19 protein-coding genes are annotated in these 20,376 nt (G+C 64.5%); 3 read left to right on the top strand and 16 right to left on the bottom strand.

All coding sequences use genetic code 11. The annotated features are described in order from the left end of the window. Window positions 1-95: 95 nt before the first annotated feature. The 12 genes from Q0743_RS28620 to Q0743_RS28565 form a co-directional block, all read right to left on the bottom strand. A complete protein-coding gene (locus tag Q0743_RS28620; RefSeq protein ID WP_298244807.1) occupies window positions 96-701 on the bottom strand; it encodes a hypothetical protein in 606 nt (201 codons plus the stop codon). 102 nt (window positions 702-803) lie between these two features. After that, a complete protein-coding gene (gene thiL, locus Q0743_RS28615) occupies window positions 804-1,811 on the bottom strand; it encodes a thiamine-phosphate kinase (RefSeq protein WP_298244806.1) in 1,008 nt (335 codons plus the stop codon). 138 nt (window positions 1,812-1,949) lie between these two features. Beyond that, window positions 1,950-2,444, bottom strand: a complete 495-nt coding sequence (gene nusB, locus Q0743_RS28610) for a transcription antitermination factor NusB (protein WP_298244805.1) — start codon at window positions 2,442-2,444, stop codon at window positions 1,950-1,952. 4 nt (window positions 2,445-2,448) lie between these two features. Further along, window positions 2,449-2,940 (bottom strand): 6,7-dimethyl-8-ribityllumazine synthase, encoded by a 492-nt coding sequence (ribH, locus tag Q0743_RS28605; protein WP_092228692.1) that lies wholly within the window; start codon window positions 2,938-2,940, stop codon window positions 2,449-2,451. 155 nt (window positions 2,941-3,095) lie between these two features. After that, window positions 3,096-3,704: a riboflavin synthase gene (locus Q0743_RS28600; RefSeq protein ID WP_298244804.1), complete on the bottom strand. Its 609-nt coding sequence runs from the start codon at window positions 3,702-3,704 to the stop codon at window positions 3,096-3,098. Then, entirely contained in the window at window positions 3,704-4,864 is a 1,161-nt protein-coding gene (gene ribD, locus Q0743_RS28595) for a bifunctional diaminohydroxyphosphoribosylaminopyrimidine deaminase/5-amino-6-(5-phosphoribosylamino)uracil reductase RibD (protein WP_298244803.1), read from the bottom strand. The genes Q0743_RS28600 and ribD overlap by 1 nt, the downstream gene beginning before the upstream one ends. After that, window positions 4,861-5,343 carry a transcriptional regulator NrdR gene (gene nrdR / locus Q0743_RS28590; protein WP_027529969.1) on the bottom strand — a complete coding sequence of 161 codons (483 nt, stop codon included), beginning with the start codon at window positions 5,341-5,343 and terminating at the stop codon, window positions 4,861-4,863. The genes ribD and nrdR overlap by 4 nt, the downstream gene beginning before the upstream one ends. 28 nt (window positions 5,344-5,371) lie before the next feature. Further along, entirely contained in the window at window positions 5,372-6,670 is a 1,299-nt protein-coding gene (gene glyA, locus Q0743_RS28585) for a serine hydroxymethyltransferase (protein WP_298244802.1), read from the bottom strand. A gap of 272 nt (window positions 6,671-6,942) precedes the next feature. Continuing rightward, entirely contained in the window at window positions 6,943-7,164 is a 222-nt protein-coding gene (locus Q0743_RS28580) for a hypothetical protein (protein WP_028144414.1), read from the bottom strand. Between the two features lie 37 nt (window positions 7,165-7,201). Then, window positions 7,202-7,438, bottom strand: a complete 237-nt coding sequence (locus tag Q0743_RS28575) for a hypothetical protein (RefSeq protein ID WP_298244801.1) — start codon at window positions 7,436-7,438, stop codon at window positions 7,202-7,204. Window positions 7,439-7,636: 198 nt separating this feature from the next. Then, window positions 7,637-8,155 carry a MarR family winged helix-turn-helix transcriptional regulator gene (locus Q0743_RS28570; RefSeq protein WP_018320040.1) on the bottom strand — a complete coding sequence of 173 codons (519 nt, stop codon included), beginning with the start codon at window positions 8,153-8,155 and terminating at the stop codon, window positions 7,637-7,639. 513 nt (window positions 8,156-8,668) lie between these two features. Further along, the gene (locus Q0743_RS28565) at window positions 8,669-9,178 is read right to left on the bottom strand and encodes a DUF6163 family protein (protein ID WP_298244800.1); all 510 of its coding nucleotides are present in this window, start codon (window positions 9,176-9,178) and stop codon (window positions 8,669-8,671) included. Window positions 9,179-9,315: 137 nt separating this feature from the next. Between Q0743_RS28565 and hemB the strand changes: the two genes are divergently transcribed. From hemB to Q0743_RS28550, 3 genes are all read left to right on the top strand, one after another. After that, a complete protein-coding gene (gene hemB / locus Q0743_RS28560; protein WP_298244799.1) occupies window positions 9,316-10,377 on the top strand; it encodes a porphobilinogen synthase in 1,062 nt (353 codons plus the stop codon). 328 nt (window positions 10,378-10,705) lie between these two features. After that, entirely contained in the window at window positions 10,706-11,248 is a 543-nt protein-coding gene (locus Q0743_RS28555) for an RDD family protein (RefSeq protein WP_298244798.1), read from the top strand. A gap of 130 nt (window positions 11,249-11,378) precedes the next feature. Further along, the gene (locus Q0743_RS28550; protein WP_298244797.1) at window positions 11,379-12,155 is read left to right on the top strand and encodes an arginyltransferase; all 777 of its coding nucleotides are present in this window, start codon (window positions 11,379-11,381) and stop codon (window positions 12,153-12,155) included. A gap of 18 nt (window positions 12,156-12,173) precedes the next feature. Here Q0743_RS28550 and Q0743_RS28545 read toward each other — a convergent pair whose 3' ends face one another. The 4 genes from Q0743_RS28545 to Q0743_RS28530 are packed head-to-tail and all read right to left on the bottom strand — an operon-like array spanning window position 12,174 to window position 19,793. Beyond that, window positions 12,174-13,652 (bottom strand): Dyp-type peroxidase, encoded by a 1,479-nt coding sequence (locus Q0743_RS28545; RefSeq protein ID WP_298244796.1) that lies wholly within the window; start codon window positions 13,650-13,652, stop codon window positions 12,174-12,176. Further along, window positions 13,649-15,463 carry a hypothetical protein gene (locus Q0743_RS28540; protein ID WP_298244795.1) on the bottom strand — a complete coding sequence of 605 codons (1,815 nt, stop codon included), beginning with the start codon at window positions 15,461-15,463 and terminating at the stop codon, window positions 13,649-13,651. Before Q0743_RS28540 ends, Q0743_RS28545 begins: the two co-directional genes overlap by 4 nt. A 20-nt stretch (window positions 15,464-15,483) precedes the next feature. After that, window positions 15,484-16,776 (bottom strand): cytochrome P450, encoded by a 1,293-nt coding sequence (locus tag Q0743_RS28535; RefSeq protein ID WP_298244794.1) that lies wholly within the window; start codon window positions 16,774-16,776, stop codon window positions 15,484-15,486. After that, window positions 16,773-19,793 carry an adenylate/guanylate cyclase domain-containing protein gene (locus Q0743_RS28530; protein ID WP_298244793.1) on the bottom strand — a complete coding sequence of 1,007 codons (3,021 nt, stop codon included), beginning with the start codon at window positions 19,791-19,793 and terminating at the stop codon, window positions 16,773-16,775. Before Q0743_RS28530 ends, Q0743_RS28535 begins: the two co-directional genes overlap by 4 nt. Window positions 19,794-20,376: the final 583 nt, after the last annotated feature.

The following is a 20,376-nucleotide window of genomic DNA, read 5'->3' as shown; positions in this document are numbered from 1 at the left end:
GTATTTAGGCTGGATCCAAAGCAGCATTTGGCCGCCGGTTGCCGCAGCGCGGGCGGGATACCTCCAAACCGGGCTAAGCCCGCCCGTGGCCATGCCTAGGCCGCGGACTTCACGGGATGGCGGGATGAGGATGCGATCTCGAGTGTCTGACCATCATCCATCGTCCGCAGCGTTGAGACCTTGACCTCGTAGACACCACCGTTGGGACCGGGCTCCAAGCGAACCGCGATCGTCTGCTCGGGTCTCACAGGACCAAGCGCCACATCCTGATCAGGCAGCACTAGCGTTGCCAGCTCGTTGACGAAAACCACCACGTAGATGCCCTTCGGCATGTTCTTCGTCGCCCATTGCCGCAAATGACCATGATACGGCTGCCGGCTCCATGCCGATGGCAGGCCCGGGTCGACCTGGATATGGATGTTCTGGCTGATCGGATGGATGGTGGCCACCATCTTCGCCTGATCCGGCTTCCATTGCGCCGGCATCGCCGCGTCGGTTCGCCAAAGGCATTCGAACTGCGCGCACTGACTCGGCAAATTGTCGTGAATCTTGCATCCGCGGCCGGGCTTGCATTGCCCGCACCACTTTCCGGCGGCCTTCTGGATTTCGTCAATGTAGTAGACCTTGCAGCAGAGCGAGCAGCTTCCGCATTCCCTGCCGGGAACGGGCTGCAGCTTGCTTTCCGTCGAAGCCGTCGTCATCCGAATCAAGTCCATCAGTCGCGATTGCCGATATTACCCGCTTTTTCCGGCAAAGCAGAGAGACTGCGCTCGTCTGCCCTCGGGCGTTCGGTCGCACCAGGGCTAGAAATGGCTATAGGAAAGACGGTGCAGCGTCACGTCGCGGCCTTCCGCGTCCGTCCATCGCGGGATCTGTTGGACGGCGATGATAGTGCCGATCGCGGTGACCGGAACGCCCGCCAGGTCGGCTTCCCGTGTGAAATCCGCGCAGCGCGATTGCGGAACCGCACACAGGATTTCGTAATCGTCCCCGCCGGACACGAGCTTCTCAAAGCCGACAGCGGAGACCGCGGCAGCAGCAGGCGGCGATAGCGGGACGCGATGCGCCTCGACCAAGGCACTGACGCCCGAGGCGGCGCAGAGCTTGGCGAGATCACCCGCCAGGCCATCGGATACATCCATCGCTGCGCTCGCATGGGCGAGCACGGTGCCGGCCAATGCATTGCGCGGCAGCGGAACGCGGTAGCGATTGATCAGGTGGTCCCGCGCAACCTGGTCAACCGTCAGCACGCCTGCGCCGCCGGTGAGCAAGTCGAGACCGAGGGCGGCATCGCCGATCGTACCGGTCACCAGGATGCGGTCGCCCGGCCGCGCGCCGGTGCGGCCGACCATACGTCCCTTCGGCACGCGGCCGAACGCGGTGATCGAGATCATCTGCGGGCCCGGCGTCGACACCGTGTCGCCGCCGAGCAGCGGGCAGCCGAAGCTCTTCGCGTCCTCGCCCAGTGCGTCCGCGAACGGCCTGAGCCAGGAATCCTCCTTGGCTCGCAACGCCAGCGTCAACACGAAGCCTGCCGGCGTCGCTCCTTTCGCCGCGAGATCGGACAGGTTCACCCGCAGCGCCTTGCGCGCGATGGTGTCAGGGGGATCGCTGGCAAGATAGTGCACGCCCTCGACGATGGCGTCGGTGGTGATGACGATATCGTCGCCGGCTGACGACAGCACCGCAGCATCATCGACCAGCCCGAACGCGCCGGGATCGGTCGCCAGCGGCTTGAAATAGCGCGCGATGAGGGAGTCTTCGGGGGAAGCTCGGTATTGGTCCTGCGTCACGATAACCAGACCCGTCATCCTGAGGTGCGAGCCCTTGCGAGCCTCGAAGGATGCGCGGCCGAGGTGCACCTTTAGTGGCACGCCGCCGCCCTTCGAGGCCTCCGCTTCGCTCCGGCACCTCAGGGTGACGGCTACGGCGGAGGTCGTCGTCCCGATTTACCCCCGCCCGAACTCGTCGCCGCGAAATTGCCGGCCGATCTGGTCGAGCACGGCGTTGACCATGCCGGTCTCCTCGCGGTCGACGAAGGCGTTGGCGACATCGACATATTCGGAGACGACGACGCGGCCCGGCACGTCCTTGCGGTGCTGGAGCTCATAGGCCCCTGCCCGCAGCACCGCGCGCAGGATCGCCTCGATCCGCTTGAGCGGCCAGCCCTTCGACAACGCCTCGTCGATCAAGGGATCCAGCTTTTTCTGGTCGCGCACGACGCCGGAGACGACGTCGCGGAAGAACGCGGCTTCCGCTGGCAAATAGGTGTCGCCCTCGACCTCGTTGCCGAGCCAATGGCTCTCGAACTCGGCGAAGATGTCGTTGATGCCGGCGCCCGCGATATCCATTTGATACAGCGCCTGGACGGCGGCGAGCCGCGCCGCACCGCGCCGGTTCGCTTTCTTCTCTCCAGCCGCCGCCGGTTTCTTCGGTTCAGCCATGGCCTTAAGCCCGCGCCAGGCGGCGCTTGATGCGCAGCATGGCCAGCGCCGCGCGCGCGGCATCGCCGCCCTTGTTGAGCTCGCTGGCGCGCGCCCGTGCCCAGGCCTGGTCCTCGTTGTTGACGGTAAGGATGCCGTTGCCGAGCGGCAGCTTGCGCGCCACGGCGAGGTCCATCAGCGCGCGCGAGGATTCCTGCGAGACGATCTCGAAGTGGATGGTGTCGCCGCGGATCACGCAGCCGAGGGCGATCACCGCGTCATAGGGCTTGCCGTTCGCCGCCGCTGCATCCACCGCGATGGCCACGGCCGCCGGAATTTCCAGCGCGCCCGGAACGGTGATGACGTCATGGGTCAGGCCGGCCGCCTTCAGCTCGGTCACCGCGCCGTCCAGAAGCGCGTCCTGGAGATCGTCATAGAACCTTGCCTCGACGACAAGCGCGCGCGCGCCGGAAATGTCGGTCTGGTCCTTCAGGGGTGCGCGCCGCGCGTCTGCCATCGTTAAGATCCGTTCTAGGGGGGTCGGCGCGTTATGTAGTCGCCGCAAGCACATAAGCCAAGTTAGAAACTGTCATTCCGGGGCGCGAAGCGAACCCGGAATCTCGAGATTCCGGGTTCGATGCTTCACATCGCCCCGGAATGACGGCTCGGCCGTCACTTCATTTCCGTCAGCCGCGCCGCATAGCGGGCCATCAGATCGACCTCGATATTAACCTCACTGCCCGCCTTCCAGCCGCCGATCGTGGTGACCTCGAGCGTATGCGGAATGATCAGCACGGAAAAGGTCACGTCCTTCACCGTATTGACCGTCAGCGAGACGCCGTCGAGCGTGATCGAGCCCTTGGTGGCGATGAACCGCGCCAGCTCGCGCGTGGTCGAGAGGAAGAACCGCGCCATGTCGGGCAGGTCCTCGCGGCTGACGATGGTCGCGATCCCGTCGACATGGCCGGCGACGATATGGCCGCCGAGCTCGTCGCCGATCTTCAGCGCCCGCTCGAGGTTCAGTTTCGTGCCGAGCTTCCAGTGCTTGGCCGTGGTCAGCGCCAGCGTCTCCGCCGCAGCATCGACGTCATACCAGGTCTTGCCGCCTGCGACGCCGGAGGCAACGACCGTCAGGCACACGCCGTTGCTGGCGATCGAGGCGCCGTCGGCGATGGTGGCCTGGTCATAGCTGCAGGCAATGCGCAGCCGGTGCAGCTGACCCTGCGCCACGGGCGTGAAGCTGACGATCTCGCCGATGTCGGTGACAATGCCGGTGAACATTACGCGCGCTCGTAGATAGTGAGAGTATCCTTGGAAGTATCCTGTCCGAACGTTTCGCTAGCATGAACCTTGTAGGCCGGCGACTGCGTGATTTTCGACAGGGGCAATGCATCGAGCGCATCGACGCCGGCAGGGCCCACCTCTTCCGCGCCGCGGAACAGCCAGATCTCGTCGGCGAGGTCGGCGGACACGAACGAGGCCGCAACGCGGCTGCCGCCCTCGACCATCAGCCGCGTGATGCCCTTCTCGGCCAGCGCATGCAGCACGGCCGGAAGATCGAGCCCGGATGCACCGTTCGGCGGCATGCGCATGATTTGCGCACCGGCCGCGCCCAGGCGGGTCGCCGCCGCGGCTTCTGCAAGCTCGGACCCAATCACCCAAAGCGGCGTCTCGCGCGCGGAGCGCACGAGCTGGCTTGAAGCGGGGATGCGCAGGCTCTGGTCGAGCACCACACGCACCGGCGAGCGCGCCTCCATGCCCGGCAGGCGACAATTGAGCTGCGGATCGTCCGCCAGCACCGTGCCGATGCCGATCAGGATCGCATCGCTCTGCGCGCGCAGCAGATGCACGCGATTGCGCACCGCCTCCCCCGTGATCGCGACCGGCTTGCCGCCGGCGGCGCCGATCTTGCCGTCGGGCGAGACCGCGAGCTTCAGGATCACGTGCGGACGCTTGTCTCTGATGCGGCGGAAATGGCCGGCATGGTCGAACGCCGCTTCCGCAGCGCAGAGGCCCACGTCCACCGCGATGCCGGCGGCACGCAGGCGTGCATGGCCCTGCCCTGCGACATCAGGATTGGGATCCTCGATCGCCGCCACCACCCGCTTAATGCCGGCGGCGATCACCGCGTCGGCGCAGGGCGGCGACTTGCCGAAATGCGAGCACGGCTCCAGCGTCACGTAGAGCGTGGCGCCGCGCGCGGCCTCGCCGGCTCGCCGCAACGCCTCGGGCTCGCCATGCGGCCGCCCGCCCGGTTGCGTCCAGCCGCGGCCGACGATGACGCCGTCCTTGACGATGACGGCGCCCACGGCCGGATTGGGCCAGGTGCGCCCCTGCCCGCGCCTGCCCAGCGCCAGCGCCAGCTGCATGAAACGAAGATCGGCGTCCTTGGCCTCGCGGGCCTTCTGCGCGAACTGATCTTCCAGGATACGGAAGATCATTTGCGGATCGCGGCGAGCCGCGCTTCCTCCTCACCGGAGAGCTCGCCGAGCACGTCGGCGAAATCCTTGGCCTCGCGGAAATTGCGGTAGACGGAGGCGAAGCGCACATAGGCGACGTCGTCGAGCGTCCGCAGATGCTCCATCACGGTCTCGCCGATCACCTCGGACGAGATCTCGGCCTCGCCGCCGGTCTCGAGCTCGCGCACGATGGTGGAGACCATCTTCTCCACCCTTTCAGGCTCGACCGGCCGCTTGCGCAAGGAGATCGACACCGAGCGCATCAGCTTGTCACGGTCGAACGGCACGCGGCGGCCGTTGCGCTTGATCACCGTGAGCTCGCGCAGCTGCACGCGCTCGAAGGTGGTGAAGCGAAATTCGCAGGCGACGCACACGCGCCGCCTGCGGATGACGGAAGAGTCCTCGGTCGGACGCGAGTCCTTTACCTGCGTATCGAGACTGTTGCAGTTCGGGCAGCGCATCCGATGACCTTAACCGGTTTTCTTGGCCTTACTGATAGATCGGGAACCGGTCGGTGAGCGCCTTGACCCGTTCCTTGATCGCGGCTTCGACCAGCGGCGCCTTGCCGTCGGAGGACTGCGCGATCGCGTTGAGGACCTCGGCGATCATGCCGCCGACCTGCTGGAATTCGGCGACGCCGAAGCCGCGGGTGGTCGCCGCCGGCGTGCCCAGACGAATACCTGACGTGACGAAGGGCGACTCGGGGTCGAACGGAATGCCGTTCTTGTTGCAGGTGATGGCGGCGCGAACCAGCGCCTTCTCCGAGGCGTTGCCCTTCAGGCCCTTCGGGCGGAGGTCGACCAGCATCAGATGGTTGTCGGTGCCGCCGGAGACGATGTCGAAGCCGTGGCTCTTCATGGCTTCCGCCAGCGCCTTGGCGTTCTCGACGACGTTCTTGGCGTAGACCTTGAAGTCCGGACGCAGCGCTTCACCGAAGGCGACCGCCTTGGCCGCAATCACGTGCATCAGCGGGCCGCCCTGCAGCCCCGGGAAGATCGCCGAGTTGAACTTCTTGGTCAGCGCCTCGTCATTCCACAGCATCAAGCCGCCGCGCGGGCCGCGCAGCGACTTGTGCGTCGTCGTCGTGGTGATGTGGGCATGCGGCACCGGCGAGGCATGCACGCCGCCCGCGACGAGGCCGGCAAAGTGGGCCATGTCGACCAAGAGATACGCGCCGACGCTGTCGGCGATCTCGCGGAAGCGCTTGAAGTCCCAGGCGCGCGAATAGGCCGAGCCGCCGGCGACGATCAGCTTCGGCTTGACCTGTTCGGCCTGCTTGGCGACCGCATCCATGTCGATGATCTGGTCCTCGCGACGCACGGTGTAGTGCGCGGCCTTGAACCACTTGCCGCTCATGTTGACGGGGGAGCCGTGGGTGAGATGGCCGCCGGCCGCAAGGTCGAGGCCCATGAAGGTGTCGCCGGGCTGCAGCAGCGCCAGGAACACCGCCTGGTTCATCTGGCTGCCGGAGTTCGGCTGCACGTTGGCGAATTTGGCGCCGAACAGCTTCTTGGCGCGATCGATCGCAAGATTCTCGGCGACGTCGACCCACTCACAACCGCCATAGTAGCGCGCGCCCGGATAACCCTCTGCGTATTTGTTGGTCATCACCGAACCCTGCGCTTCCAGCACGGCCCGGCTGACGATGTTCTCGGAGGCGATCAGCTCGACCTCATGGCGCTGACGACCGAGCTCGCCCTTGATGGCAGCAGCGATTTCGGGGTCGGCCTGCTCGAGCGAGGCGGTGAAAAACGAATCGGGCGCGGAGGCGGTCTTGGCTGAGGTCATCTTGCGAATATCTCCACCGCCGCAGCCTTTTGGCGGGCTACGGGCGGGTCTGGTGTGGCGATCGGAAGCGGCGAGCGCGATCTACCACATCGCCCGCAACAGGCCAAGGGTTTGCGGGTCGGGCTTGATATTTGTGCAAGATATGGTGGGGATTGGAGGTTTTCGGCAGCCGGGGCGGGTTCGAGGAACCGCCCGACCGCCTAAACCCGAAATGGGGCCGAGTCGGGCCTTAAAGTCTCACCCCTGGCCGCGGGACAGCGGCCGATGTCACGTCACAGCCCGGTATACCCCGCCTTCACCGGGTCCACGCTGCCGTCGAGCTGGCGCAAATAAGTCAGGCCGCAGACTGTCAACCTGTGCGGGTCCTTCTCGCCGGCTTCCATCAGGGTGGTGAGGTAGTTCGTGACCTTGGCCCTCGCCTCCTCGCTGGCCGCGGCGGTGCGGTTGGCGAGCAGGTCATAGGTCTGCATGATGCGGTCGATGGCGGCTTCCATGGCACCCTCTGGTTCGTCGATGGTTTGGGACTGTTGATCAGGCAACCGCGCGGACCTCAGACTCCGCCTGAAACCTCGATATCGCCTTGTTGGCGAGCCTGATCTTGTTGAATTCACCGTGCTGGATCAGCTTGATGATCACCTCGAGCAGGCGTTCGTTGGTGACGAGCGTATCGGGGATGGCGCCGGAGCGGCGAAGGTAGTTCGCGGCGATGGCGTAGGCCTCGCTCACGAGTTCCACGTTCATCGCCTGAAGCCCGCGCTCGATCAGCATCGCAATGTCTCCGATCCGAAGGAGATAAGCGCCAGGGGCGGAACTGGTTCCTCGCAGCCGCGAATTTTTTCGCAGGTGCAAAATGAAAACGCGCCGGTCCGGGGCAACTCCGGGCCAGCGCGCTTGGGGAAGTCAGGCACGTTTCGGGAGGCTTGCCGGTCTTGTTGCGGGCCGGCTTGGCCTTGTCCCTTGGAAAAATCAGAGGCGATACAGGATCTGGTCGGTCCAGAACCGCTCGAGGCGATGCAGCGACTTGTTGAGGGTCGAGAACTCCTCGCCCGAGATGCCGCCGACCTGCTCGACCGTCTTGACGTGCTTCTGATAAAGCGCATCGACGATGCGGCGGACTTCCTGGCCCTGCGGGGTCAGGCGGATGCGCACCGAGCGGCGATCGACGCGCGAGCGCTGATGATCGAGGAAGCCGAGCTCGACGAGCTTCTTCAGATTGTAGGAAACGTTGGAGCCGAGATAGTAACCGCGCGTGCGCAGCTCGCCCGCGGTCAGCTCCTTGTCGCCGATGTTGTAGAGCAGGAGCGCTTGCACCGAGTTGATGTCCGCGCGGCCCCGGCGATCGAATTCGTCCTTGATCACGTCGAGGAGCCGGCGATGCAGCCGCTCCACCAGAGTCAAAGCTTCCAGATAGAGCGACTGCACCGAACCCTGCTGGCCGGAGACGCGCTCTGCGGTATCTGCCGCAGTTGCGACGGCTTTCATCATGACACTTCCCCTGTTGTCGTTTTTATCGACACTTATTCGACGAAACTTGTGTCCCGTCTGATAGGTGCAACTTAAGGGGCGCGTTTGAAGATCGGCTTAAATAAGAGAATAAAGAGATCATGAATTTAAGACAGTGAATTGCGGATTAAGCCTGTGCCACAAGCACTTTTCGCAACCCTCTGTTGACCTTCGCAAGGTCCTGTTCACCCTCCGTCCGGCCCAACTGTCGCATTCCAGAACAGCCCCGCCCCGTTTCGAAACGCGCGCGTAAGAGCTGTGGCGGAACCGGCTGGTCAACGAAAACTTACCGCAAATTTTAGGCAACCAGCGGTCAACCAAACGGGCAGGACGAAGCAGGCCCCGCTCTCGTGTCCCGGACGAGCGGAGCGAACATCCGGGACCCAGAAAGCCACAAACGAGATCTCGGAGAGATGGGCCCCGGCTCAGCGGCGCATCACTGCGTGCTGCGCAGCGTCCGGGGCACGAGAGCATTTTCGATATTTGCGAGCCGCCCTACGGCGGCCGTTCGCGCGCGGCCATCCAGGCCAGCGCGAGATAGGCGGCGAGCATGAAGGCTTCGACGCCGACGACGATCAGGCTGCCGCCGTAGATTCCCGGGAACATCAGCTCGATCACCGCCATCGACACCACGGTGGTCAGCCACACCACCGCGCCCCATGGCGTTGCCAGCCACAGGCCGACCGCCGCGACGAGCTCGATCACGGCGAAGTAGACGGTGGCGGCCTGCCAAGCCATCGACTGGTTCTCGAACGCCTCGTCCTCGCCGCCGACGAAGCCGGTGACCTGCGCCCAGTGATAGAGCCCCTTGAGGATCGACAGCAGCGCCATCACCCGCAGGAACAGCACCAGGCGGCGCGTCCAGACATTGTCGTCGGACTCGGTCCGCTCCGACGAGATCGCAGCGACCGACATGGCGGTCTCCCGCGCCGTCTCTCTGGCGGTGTCTCTGGCAGCGTCCCTCGTGCCGTCGCGGGCCGCATCGCGGGTGGAGATCTCGGACATGGACCCCTTGTGGCTGCTTCGCCCCGCAAAATCAATCGGCCGCGCCGTCCGTTCAACTCTGCCTTGCGGCAGGTCAAGCCGCGGTGACGGGAACCGTGCGAGCTGGTATAAGAATAATTCCAGCCGGAGGAAGAGTGATGGCGATCAAATACGGACGTCCGATCGAATTGCGCGAGGTCTCGCGCCACGAGGGCACGATGGTGCCCCATGCCCTCGATCTGACCGTCCGCCCGCGCCGCAACCGCAAGGCCGAATGGGCCCGGCGCATGGTGCGGGAGAACGTGCTCACCACCGACGATCTGATCTGGCCGCTATTCCTGATCGACGGCAACAACAAGCGCGAGCAGGTCGCCTCGATGCCCGGCGTCGAACGTCTCAGCGTCGACCAGGCCGTGCGCGAGGCCGAGCGCGCCATGAAGCTCACCATCCCCTGCATCGCGCTGTTTCCCTATACCGAGCCGTCCCTGCGCGACGAGGAAGGCTCGGAAGCGACCAACCCGAACAATCTGGTCTGCCAGGCGGTGCGCGCGATCAAGAAGGAGTTTCCCGAGATCGGCCTGCTCTGCGACGTCGCGCTCGATCCCTTCACCAGCCACGGCCATGACGGCCTGATCTCGGACGGCAGGATCCTGAACGACGAGACGGTCGCCGTGCTGGTGCGCCAGGCGCTGGTGCAGGCCGAGGCCGGCTGCGACATCATCGCGCCCTCCGACATGATGGACGGCCGCGTGGCCGCGATCCGCGAGGGGCTGGATCGCGCAGGTCAATCCGACGTGCAGATCATGGCCTATGCGGCCAAATACGCCTCCGCCTTCTACGGCCCGTTCCGCGACGCGATCGGCTCGGCCAAGACGCTGACCGGCGACAAGCGCACCTATCAGATGGACAGCGCCAACACCGACGAGGCGCTGCGCGAGGTCGAGCTCGACATCGCCGAAGGCGCCGACATGGTGATGGTGAAGCCCGGCATGCCCTATCTCGACGTGGTGCGCCGCGTGAAGGACACTTTTGCGATGCCGACCTTCGCCTATCAGGTGTCGGGCGAATACGCGATGATCGCAGCGGCTGCGAACAACGGCTGGCTCGACGGCGAGCGCGCGATGATGGAGAGCCTGCTCGCCTTCAAACGCGCCGGCGCCGACGGCGTGCTGAGCTATTTCGCGCCGAAGGCGGCGGAGAAGCTGCGCAGCCAAGGATAAGCTGGCACAACAATCTCCGCCGTCGTCCCCGCGAACGCGGGGACCCATACCGCGTGATCTATCGGCGATGCCGACTATTGGTACCGGCGAAGAGATCCACTTCTCGTCTTCGCCAAACTGCTCCCTGTGGTTATGGATCCCCGCGTTCGCGGGGACGACACCGAATATGCGGCACCGGTATCGGCTCTCCCAATACCAATCCTCCCCGCCCCCGAATCGCCGGAATATTTCGGCTTGTTAATGCCCCTGCGCCCTTGGCAGGGGGAGAGCCTGTTCCCATGTCCTGCCTCGAGGGTTTTCCCTCTGTTTCCCCCTTGGGAGGACGGACATGTCGTACGAGACGGGCAATTCAGGCGCCTGGCGCAATGACGGCGGGGTGCAACCGCATGCCTACGATCCCTATCTGCACCCGGAACTGTTCCGCGGCGTTGCGACGCGGCGGGTGTTCGCCTTCCTGATCGACATGGTCGTGATCTCGGTCCCGGTGATCCTCGGCTACATCTTCATCGCCTTGTTCGGCGTGGTCACCCTCGGGATCGGCTGGGCGCTGTTCTGGATCGCCTGGCCGGCCTCCGTGGTCTGGGCCATCGTCTATTATGGCGCCTGTATCGGCGGCCCCTCCTCCGCCACGATCGGCATGCGCCTGATGGATCTGGAGCTGCGCACCTGGTACGGGGCGCCAGGCTATTTCGTGCTCGGCGCCACCCATGCCGTGCTGTTCTGGGTCTCGGTCTCGTTCCTGACGCCCTTCGTGGTGCTGGTCGGCCTGTTCAACGGCCGCCGGCGCCTGCTGCACGACATCGTGCTGGGAACGGTCGTGATCAACACCTCCGTCCGCGCGCCCATGCCGCAGGGCGCAAGGACATACTGAGAAGCTGGCGATCAAGGACCTATCAACCTGGATCACTTAAGCTGTCTGACCTGACCTGCCGAGTAGACCAATTGACCAAGGGCTTCCGTAGCGCGATGCTGAGACCCACTTCGGAGGCCCACGACGTCCCTTGACCCAGCACTCGCGCGACACCCCCCAATTCTACCTGACGGCGCCCTCTCCGTGCCCCTATCTGCCGGGCCGGCATGAGCGCAAGGTGTTCACGCACCTGGTGGGGGAGCGCGCCGGCGATCTCAACGACCTCCTGACCCATGGCGGTTTCCGCCGCAGCCAGTCGATCGCCTACCGGCCGGCCTGCGACCAGTGCCGCGCCTGCGTCTCGGTCCGGGTCGTCGCCAACGAGTTCCGCCCCTCCCGCAACTTCCGCAAGGTGATGGCGCGCAATTCCGACATCATCGGCGAGCAGCGCAGCGCGGTCCCGACCTCCGAGCAATATTCGGTGTTCCGGGCCTATCTCGATGCCCGCCACCGCCATGGCGGCATGGCCGACATGACGGTGCTCGACTACGCCATGATGGTCGAGGACAGCCATGTCGAGACCCGCATCATCGAATACCGCAAGCGCGGGCCCGACAGCGGCATCACCGGCCGCGGCGAGGAGCTGATCGCGGTGGCGCTCACCGACGTGCTCAGCGACGGCCTGTCGATGGTCTATTCGTTCTTCGAGCCGGGCCAGGTGAGCCGCTCGATGGGCACCTTCATGATCCTCGACCACATCGCCCGCGCCCGCCGGCAAGGGCTGCCTTACGTCTATCTCGGCTACTGGATCGAGGGCTCGAAGAAGATGGACTACAAGGCCCGCTTCCTGCCGCAGCAGCGCCTCGCCCCCTCGGGCTGGCTGCGCATCGACGCGCAGGGCGATGAGGCGTCCGAGCCGCAGGACTGAGGTCCGACTTCGCGGCTTTCAGGGGGCCGCAGCTTCGGCCACTTCCGATGTCGCGAACTTTGTAGCCCCCTCCTCACCGACGATGAACTTGAGCGCCGCAAGTCCCGGCAGGAAGAAGTAGCCTCCCCCAAGCGTCGTTGTGAAGTTCGCCAGGGAGACCTCTCCACCGCTCGGCAGACCCGGCAACGACAAGGCCTTCGGGAAGGTCTGAGGGTCGGACGACCCGACGAACGGATCATCGGCGTGAAGGTTGACGAAACTCGGATTCCGCGCCCAACGCTGCTGGACGAACTCGAACTGCCGCTCGAGATCCGCATTGCAGGCGATGAAGAAGATCCCCTTGCGCGTCTCGCCGTTGCTGTCCTCGCGATACGGCCGGCCGCGACGAAGAAGCCTGTGCAACTTGGTCGACTTGATGCTCGACTCAATGTCGACGCCGAGCGTATCCCGCGGATTCACCCGTCGAATGTGAGCCCCCTTCGGGCAGGTGAAGCCGTTGGCGTCGTCGACACGGTAGCGGAACGCGTCAAGTTCCGAATCCGTTTTTGGATTGCTCGGGTCGTATTTCCACGCGAGCGGCCAGCCATTGTCCTGGCGGCCCATCAGTTTATTGCAGATGTCTTGACCGTTCGCCTGCCGAAAGGCGCTGAACGCCTCGACGTCCTGCTCGATCTGGCGCACGGCGAGATAGCTTCCGTTCAGGGCAAACCGACCGCCGTGGTGATTGGCGAGACCTGACTGCCTCCATCCCACCACGTCGGGGCAATAAGTGAGCTCATCATATTCGTTGCGATAGCCCAGGATGAACTCGCCAGGCTGGACGACGCTGTCGTCATACAGCGTATCGGCCTGCTTCTTGTCTTTCTCTGACCGGCGCGGTCGGAAGCTGTCGTCTTGCTTCAATCCTTTGATGACGGGCTGCGCCAAGCCGTCGCGAAACCCGAATGCTTCGCGCAATTTCTCTTCGTTGTCGCCTTCCAGTTTTTGAAATGAGCAAGGATCGTTATCGACCTGGATGGCGCTGAATATCGTCTCATCCGGGCGCGAAATGATCGGCCCGACGTCTCTCTCCGTCCATTCCGCAATCAGGACATGTACGGCATCGCCGCTGTCGCCATCGACGTCGGACCAGCGCCATGCGCGGGGATTGTCCCTCAGCAGCAACGCGCGCGCATCGCTGCCCATGCCACTGCGGAAGGGCGTCGGGAACGGATGAAGGGTGTCTTCCACGCATCCGAGCTTTGCCAGCCCCGAGAAACTGAACGCGATCGCCGCAGCCTTCGCGATTGGATGCGTTCTCGACTTCCCGACCTCTTCTGCGTTGGCAACGACGCCGCTCTCCACGAATTTTGCGAGCCACGCCCGGGCCGCCGTCTCCTTCCCGTCCCGGATCGTCAGCAGCCAGAACCGACTGTCTTGCAGCCAGCCGTAGCCGCTCCTCAGCATTCCCTGGATGTCATCGAAATGATGCGCGAGATGCGCTGCCGGCGCTTTCATGATTCGATCGCCCTCATGATTAGGTCGTCGTTGCTGTCGTTGCGCGCTCCGAACAGAGCGTCGCGCAGTCCGGTCGCGAGGTTGATCTGGTCGACCGACTCCTTGCGGGCGTCGAAGCGGAACATGTGCGGAAGCATGCTGTCGCGCGCATATGACTTGAACTGAAGCTCGCACTTCACGCCCCGGAATACGATAAATCGCGTCGGCGGGAAGCTGCGCGCATGAACGACGGCGGGCTGTCCGATCGCTGCCGAACCACGGGGCTTCAACGTGGTCCACCGCCAGGCGAGGTTGGTCCCGATCGTGGCACCATTGATGAAATCGTCGAGATAGCCGCCGAAACTGCCATCGTAGTTCGAGCAGAACAGGTAGCGGCGCCCGTCCTCGATGATGTGCCAATGGCCGAAATGAATGCCCGGCGCACTTCCCAGCCGGCTCTCGGTGAAGATCACACGTCCAAACAGTGTCACGATGCGCAGCGACACCCGGATCCACCAGGCACTCCAGCCGTTCGGACTGCGGAGATCCGTCAGGCTAACCATATGGGCGGTTTCGCGCACCACCAGCCCTTCGCTGTTGTCGATCGATGGATCGACCTGTTGGGCACGCAGCACATCCTCTTCGTAAGGTTGAAAGAACCAGTTGCCAACCATCGCGAGATCCTGATTGATCCGGGACAGCAGGCCGACCGCGCAGATCAACACGACGATCGCGAGAACGACCAGGGCGATGATCTGCCACCCGAAAAGGTTGGCAGTCCATGCCTTGTATGCGTCCACGATCGTCCAGGGCGAGAAGATAAAGGCGAACGCGAGCGCGACGAGGGCGAAAGCGATCGGCACGCTGAGCAACAGTCCGATCCGATAGGTAAGCCATGACGACCACGTTTCCGTGGGCCGGTCGAGCTCGCGCCCCACGCTCTCCAGCCAGCGTCGCCACGTCCTGGAAAGGGCTGGCAGAGCGATCAGGAGGAGCCATACCAAGACCCCGAGCCCGAGCAGCGCAAGTACGATGCGGATACTGACGCCAAGTACCCAGCAACTCGCCATTGAAATGAAGGCCACGACGTCCGTCACGCCGGAATAAGGCGGCCCGAACAACCAAGTGTAGATGCCAAGCGCACCGCGCGGCACTGCGCCGACCAGCCAGACTGCGAGTAGCCACAGCACGAACAGCGTTAGCACGTAACCGGCTTTTGCGGAGATGCTCGCGCCTTTGCCGCGCCAGTACGACCGCGGCGCCGGATCCAGCGCCCAGCCGAAACGACGATTCTGGAATGCCCGTTGCGCAAGCGCCAGCGCGAACGCAGCGCGATCATCGCCATACAGCATGGCTTGCTTCATGGCCCGCGCCTCGTCTCGCGTCCACTCAAGCAGCTCCTGCTCCTTCTCGATCTGTCGAGCCGTCCGGTCGCGGGCGCCGATGAAGCCGCCATCGGCGATGCTGAGATGCTTCATCAACATCTTGTGCAGCTTGTCGTTGCGTTCGCTCCGCAGCGCAGTGGCATCGCTCGGCCAGAAGGAGCTGTACAGCGACCACATCGCCTCGCTCCAATGGTAGACGAGCCGGTAAATCATATCGTAGGGATCGATTCCCTCTTCGATCGCAAGCTCGAGCATCAACCAGGGCCTCTTGTCGACTGCGTCGGCCCTCGCCGGCAGCAACGCGATGGAGGCGAATTGGACCACCTCGACGTCTCGGAACAGAGAGTACAGCCCCTTGGAAACGGGGCTGTCTTCCGAAAGATCGGTCGTGCCGTTCCAGCCTGGCACTGCGATGCAGATCATCTGCTGGCGGACTATCTTGAGCATGCCCGTCCTTCTCCCGCCTGCTAAATGAAACTCACGCGCATCCGCGACATGAGCGGTCCGTCATAGGTGACGGGCTTGCCCTCGCCCCGCGTCAGTTGCAGCTCGGGCAGGATCAACAGACCGATCAGCGCGCTGGTCAGGATCTTGACCGCGTAGACCATGGCCGGACACTGGCGGGTACCGTATCCGAACATCAGCCAGCGCAGATCTTCGTTCGTGCCCCAGTTGCGCGCCGGAGAAAATTGGCTGATGTCTTTGTCTATCGCGGTATCGAACATTGCGGCGATCCCCCAGATCGCCATCTTTCCGCCGGCGGGGCATTTGGCATTGTGCCGCGCACCCGTCTCGAATTCCGTGTCGCGCGGCACATCGCGCGCGAGCAGCGGAAAAATCGGGCGGAAACGCAAGAGTTCGAGGACATGATCTTGCACCAGCTTGCGGAAGGCCTGGTCCTCCCAAACCTGGTTCGGACCCATTTTCAGGAGCCGCTGCGCCTGCTCGCGCAATGCCTTGTGAACATCAGGGCGCCCCAGCAGCTCTTGCACGGCGAGCGCCCCCGATTGCACGGTGACCGGATGCGAGATCCAGGCGAGGCCAACGGCGTTCCGCTTGATGACATTGAACGGACAGGACGTCCCCCATGCGAGCTGGATGTCGTTGCCGACGCCGGCGATACGCGATCTCAGTGCGTCAGCGTTGAGTTCAGCCCTGCGCTGCACTCTCAGCGTCGCCGAGCTGCCAGCCAGTAGCTGCCCCGCCACATAGCGGATCTCGAGGAGATATTGACGCTGCAGCCCGGGATCATCGAGGCTTCCGGTCGCGCCCGCTGCCACCTTGTTGGTCGCCTCCCCAAACAGGGGATGCATTGCGCGAAACACGATCCACATCAGGTAATCCTCGATGAGATCGAACGATTTTCTCTTGCCGATCAGCCGAAGCTTCTCAACATAATCTCGGGCCGCAAGATCGGCCGCGGCGGGCAATGTCGCGTCCAGGACAGCCAACCGATCATCCAGCAGAAGCCTATCCCCCTTGTATGTGGCGTCGGGATCCATGCCGATCAGATAGTCGCCGGCCGACAGGTTCGCCGCGTGCGCGGTGTTGGAGAAACTGTTAGGCCGGGTCAGCACCTTTTTGACAGCGTCGGCCCGGGCCGCCATGCCCAACCAGCCGCCGACGAACGGCCAATGCCGAAGCACCGCACCGACCGCGCGCAAAGCGCCCGGATGACGATTGGCCCAGCAAAAGATTCCGTAGAGGAGGCTGCGGAGCCCTGGCGGCATTGCATCAGGAGTGCCGGCTGAGAGTTTCATGCTGCGTACCCGTCCTTCCGCCAATCTGCGAGCACCGCGGCGGCCCGTCCTTGATAGTGGGGCATGCCCAGACGCTCCGCTGCCTCCGCGACCCGCCTGAAATGCGCTTCGGCGCCCGCGAGATCGCCGGCCTGCCGCAAGGTCTCCGCAAGCTCGTAAACGGCTTCGGTCTGGTGACCGTATTCTTCGGCGGCGTCCTCGACGGCCTTGCGACCGACCGCGATGGCGTCGTCGAGCCGATCGAGCTTGCGATAGGCCAGGCCGAGGCTCACGCGCATGAACGTCCGGCCGTAGGGCCCGGCCGCCTCGTAGATGCGGTCGGCGAACCCCTTCTCCAGCATCGTCGCCGCCTCGGCGGCCTTGCCGTTGCGCGCGAGCGCGCTGCCGAGAACACCCGTGCAAACCGACAGCATGGTCGGGACGTTATGCGTCATGCATTGCTGCACGCCGGTGCGCATCAAGGTCTCGGCCCGATCGAGATCCCTGCTCTCGATCCAGATCTGCGACTGGACGGTGTCGATCAGCAGACGGGAATAGGGATGGTTGATGCTCGACAGGATCTCATAGGCCTTGGCACAGAACGCGTGTGCCCTTGCACTGTCTCCGAGCCGCCAGAGCGTGCTGGCATGAAACGCATACAGATTGATGATAGGGATGGCGGCCCATCCGGGTTGGACGCAATGCGCTGACAGCTCAGGTCCGTAGTCGGAGAGCAGAATCTGCCCCTCCATGGCGGCCTCTGCGTATCGACCGAGAGCGTGGAGGTTCATCAGGCGGGTCTGATGCGCCGCCATCATCATGTGGCGGCGTTGCGCCAGGCGGGCCGCGTCGAGCCCTCGCGTGGCGTAGCGCAGACCCTGCTCGAAGCGACCGCGCATCCACAAGAAGACCGCCGTCTCGGTCGACACCGCCGCCCGTGCGCGCTGATCGTTCAGTTGCACCGCGATCGCTTCCGCACGCTCCATATTGCTGAAGATGTCGTCGATCTGCCCGAGGGCCAGCATCGCTCCGATGGCTTCCAGGCGAAGCGCCAGCTCCAGGGTCTGCGCAACCGAGGCGTCATCGACACGGCGGGCTGCCTGAAGACCCTTCTCGAACAGCTGGAGCGCTTCCTGATTGGCCGAGCGCGAGATCGCACGCGCCATCGACTTGACGGTGAATCTCGCCGCCTGCTCCCATTCCTCGCCCTTGAAGGCATGGTGCGCCAGCGCCGGCGCGATATCCGCCTCGGCCGCTCCCGGCCGCGCATGAAGCGCCAGGAAGGCCTGGCGATGCAGCGCCTTGAGCCGCGTCCGCGTGAGGGTGCCGAGCACGACGTCGCGCACCAGTGCGTGGCGAAACGCGAACGCGTGCTGCTCGAGCCGGCCGAGCGCCTGATCCGGTCCGGTCAGCAGCCCGGATGCAACGCAAAGACCCAGCAATTCTTCGGCACGCCCCAAGTCCACGGCCTGCATCGCGGCGATCAGTTCGCCCGTGATGGGGTCGCCGAGGATCGCCGCCGCCTCGAGCGCGGACTTGGCAGCTTCGGGCAGCCTGTCGACGCGCGCGCCGATCACCGCGGCGATCGAGCCCGGCACGCGCAGCTCTCCGGGCGGTCGCTGCAGGCGGTATGCCCCCGGCGTTCCCTCCAGCGATCCGTCGTCGATCAGCGTGATGACCAACTGCTCCAGGAAGAAGGGATTGCCGTCGGCGCGCGCGACCAGTTCGTTCATGATGCCGAGCACGGACAGATCGTCCCCCATCAGGGCGCGCGCCAGCCTGAGCAGCTCGCCGTCGCGAAGGGGCTCGATCAGGCGCTCCGCAAACCACGGGGCCTGGCGCCACTGATGCTCGAAATCGGGTCGATAGCTGACACAGACCAGGATGGGCAGACCCTGAAGCTTTGGAAGCAGCGCCTCGAACAACCGCCGGCTCTCGCGGTCGGCCAGGAAGACATCCTCGAGCACGAGCACGAACGGACCTGCCTGGGCGCGTCTGCGCACGAGCCACAGCAATGCATCACCGATCCGGCGCCGCCGCTGGACCGGATTCAGCGCCAGCCAGGCCTCGTCCGGCGCCGCCAGACCCAGCAAGTCATTGACCGCTGCCAGATGCGCGGCACCTTCGCTGGCCCATTCGGCGGCCAGGATCTGCCGGACGGATTGGGGGTCCGTCGCGCTTGTTTGCGGCAACCCGGCCAAGCTTGCGATCAGGTCCGCGGCGGTGCTGTAGGCGCGCGCGCTTGCATAACCTCTCGCTTGCGAAAGGCAGACCTCCGTGCCCTGACTTGCAAGCGCGGCGATCCAGTCGGCGATCAAGCGGGACTTGCCGATCCCGGCATCGCCGCACAGCCCGATCGTCCGCATCACGCCGGTTCGAACGATGTCGAGATCTGCAGTGAGGATCCGCAAAGACTCTTCGCGGCCGACCAGGGGCGCCCAGCGCTGCTTCCGCGTCAGCGGCGCGGCCGCCGAGCTTTCAGTGGCGACCACGACCTCATGGAGCTCGACCGGGTCGTCCAGCCCGCGCACCGGCCGCGTCCCCACCGGCCGCGTGTCGATCTGCTGCGCGACCAGGCGCTGCGTCGCGGCACTGATCAGGATGCCGCCGGGCGGCGCCATCTTTTCGAGCCGTGACGCCAGATGAATCGTCTTGCCGTCCGCCCCGTAGTGCGACCAGCCGTATTGCCCGACGACGCCGACCAGGACTTCGCCCGAATTGATGCCGATGCGCAGCATCGGACTGGCCATGCCATGAACCTCGTGGCCGGGAACGGTTGCCCTCTGCATCTTGAGCGCGGCAAGGCACGCGCGCAGGGCATGATCCTCCTGCGCCACGGGCGCACCGAACAGGGCGACGAGCCCGTCGCCGAGCAATTGACTGACCGTGCCGCCATAGGTCCCGACCGCTTCGGCCAGATGGTTCAGCGCCTTGCCGAGATAATTGCGGGATTCCTCGGGGTCGGAATGCTGGAGCAGCGATGTCGAGTCGCAGACGTCGACGAAGAGAACGCTGACCTGCTTGTTCTCGGTCAACATCTGTGACCGAACCGCCGCATGATCATGCAGCGGAACAACCCGCACCGCACGGTCAGTTGTGCTAATCGCCGATGGACCGGAGGACTGCTCCACGGCGCGATCGAGGCGCGCGCCGCATTGAGAGCAGAAGCGATGCTCGCGAGCGACACGGGCTGAACATGCGGGACACTTGGTCACGGCAGTACACGCTCATCAATGACTACAACGCAGCAATCAACGCTTTCTGGCCTGATCATCGTCCCCTCCCAGGACGTGAACCCGCGCAGCAAAAATCAATCCATCACCAATGGCGGCGCCACTGGCCTCGCGCGCCTACCTTGCGCGCAACCCGTTCGAATTGTCCGGAGAGAATGCGATCGGCGCATCTACTCCGGCGCGGGACCGCCGATTATCCCGCGGGGAGAAAAATCAATCCTGAAAAACGCAACGTCATAATATGGCCTGTCAGTAACTGTGGCCTATCAGCAATTGAAGGTAGTATACCCTCTTCGTACCAATTGAAAAGCGGTCATTCGCCGGCGCGCGACGAAAGCGTCGGTCGCCGGCCGGTGCGCATTTTCGAAGGACCGGACCCACGTTCGCG

The organism is uncultured Bradyrhizobium sp., assembly GCF_936943645.1.
GTDB lineage: Bacteria > Pseudomonadota > Alphaproteobacteria > Rhizobiales > Xanthobacteraceae > Bradyrhizobium.
Note: the sequence above shows the minus strand (reverse complement) of the source record. Positions and strands in the feature narration are given on the sequence as shown.

Bases quoted from the DNA above. Each gene is read 5' to 3' on its own strand.
- thiL (WP_298244806.1), bottom strand. From the start codon at position 1,811: ATGACGGGTCTGGTTATCGTGACGCAGGACCAATACCGAGCTTCCCCC.
- ribD (WP_298244803.1), bottom strand. From the start codon at position 4,864: ATGATCTTCCGTATCCTGGAAGATCAGTTCGCGCAGAAGGCCCGCGAG.
- Q0743_RS28575 (WP_298244801.1), bottom strand. From the start codon at position 7,438: ATGCTGATCGAGCGCGGGCTTCAGGCGATGAACGTGGAACTCGTGAGC.
- Q0743_RS28570 (WP_018320040.1), bottom strand. From the start codon at position 8,155: ATGATGAAAGCCGTCGCAACTGCGGCAGATACCGCAGAGCGCGTCTCC.
- Q0743_RS28530 (WP_298244793.1), bottom strand. From the start codon at position 19,793: ATGTTGACCGAGAACAAGCAGGTCAGCGTTCTCTTCGTCGACGTCTGC.
- Q0743_RS28540 (WP_298244795.1), bottom strand. From the start codon at position 15,463: ATGCTCAAGATAGTCCGCCAGCAGATGATCTGCATCGCAGTGCCAGGC.
- ribH (WP_092228692.1), bottom strand. From the start codon at position 2,940: ATGGCAGACGCGCGGCGCGCACCCCTGAAGGACCAGACCGACATTTCC.
- nrdR (WP_027529969.1), bottom strand. From the start codon at position 5,343: ATGCGCTGCCCGAACTGCAACAGTCTCGATACGCAGGTAAAGGACTCG.
- glyA (WP_298244802.1), bottom strand. From the start codon at position 6,670: ATGACCTCAGCCAAGACCGCCTCCGCGCCCGATTCGTTTTTCACCGCC.
- Q0743_RS28555 (WP_298244798.1), top strand. From the start codon at position 10,706: ATGTCGTACGAGACGGGCAATTCAGGCGCCTGGCGCAATGACGGCGGG.
- Q0743_RS28535 (WP_298244794.1), bottom strand. From the start codon at position 16,776: ATGAAACTCTCAGCCGGCACTCCTGATGCAATGCCGCCAGGGCTCCGC.
- Q0743_RS28565 (WP_298244800.1), bottom strand. From the start codon at position 9,178: ATGTCCGAGATCTCCACCCGCGATGCGGCCCGCGACGGCACGAGGGAC.
- Q0743_RS28620 (WP_298244807.1), bottom strand. From the start codon at position 701: ATGACGACGGCTTCGACGGAAAGCAAGCTGCAGCCCGTTCCCGGCAGG.
- Q0743_RS28600 (WP_298244804.1), bottom strand. From the start codon at position 3,704: ATGTTCACCGGCATTGTCACCGACATCGGCGAGATCGTCAGCTTCACG.
- nusB (WP_298244805.1), bottom strand. From the start codon at position 2,444: ATGGCTGAACCGAAGAAACCGGCGGCGGCTGGAGAGAAGAAAGCGAAC.
- Q0743_RS28545 (WP_298244796.1), bottom strand. From the start codon at position 13,652: ATGAAAGCGCCGGCAGCGCATCTCGCGCATCATTTCGATGACATCCAG.
- Q0743_RS28580 (WP_028144414.1), bottom strand. From the start codon at position 7,164: ATGGAAGCCGCCATCGACCGCATCATGCAGACCTATGACCTGCTCGCC.
- hemB (WP_298244799.1), top strand. From the start codon at position 9,316: ATGGCGATCAAATACGGACGTCCGATCGAATTGCGCGAGGTCTCGCGC.